The organism is Rhodococcus sp. LB1 (assembly GCF_001583455.1).
In the GTDB taxonomy this organism is placed as follows: domain Bacteria; phylum Actinomycetota; class Actinomycetes; order Mycobacteriales; family Mycobacteriaceae; genus Rhodococcus_F; species Rhodococcus_F opacus.
Window position 1 is genome coordinate 1 of the sequence record NZ_LTCZ01000208.1, and the last position, 322, is coordinate 322.

General features: G+C 69.6%; 1 pseudogene. It reads right to left on the reverse strand.

Annotated elements, in window-relative coordinates:
* Positions 1-118: 118 nt before the first annotated feature.
* Positions 119-322, reverse strand: a pseudogene (locus AZG88_RS54155) (hypothetical protein); the annotation flags it as partial.

Consider the following 322-nt stretch of genomic DNA (forward strand, 5'->3'; position numbering starts at 1 on the left):
TGGTCGTCGGGTCCGAACAGGCCCCAGGACGAGCCGGGTGGGGCGTCAGTTCGGGTGAGCAGTTCGCGGTAGCAGGGGTAGTTGCTGCCACGGGGTGGAGCGCTGTGTTCGTCGATGGTCACTGGAACGCCTTCCGCGCGTGGGGGTGAGCGTCGACGCCGCGATCGCCGGGGACGGTGCTGGTCGACTCGAGCTTGTCGGCGGGCCGGCTGCCGGAGTGGGCAGCGCGGAGAAGCACACTCAGATCGTCGGCGGTGACCGGGCGGGGGTTGGATGGGGGGATGACGGGCAGGATCAACTCGACGGCCTCGGGAATGTCCTG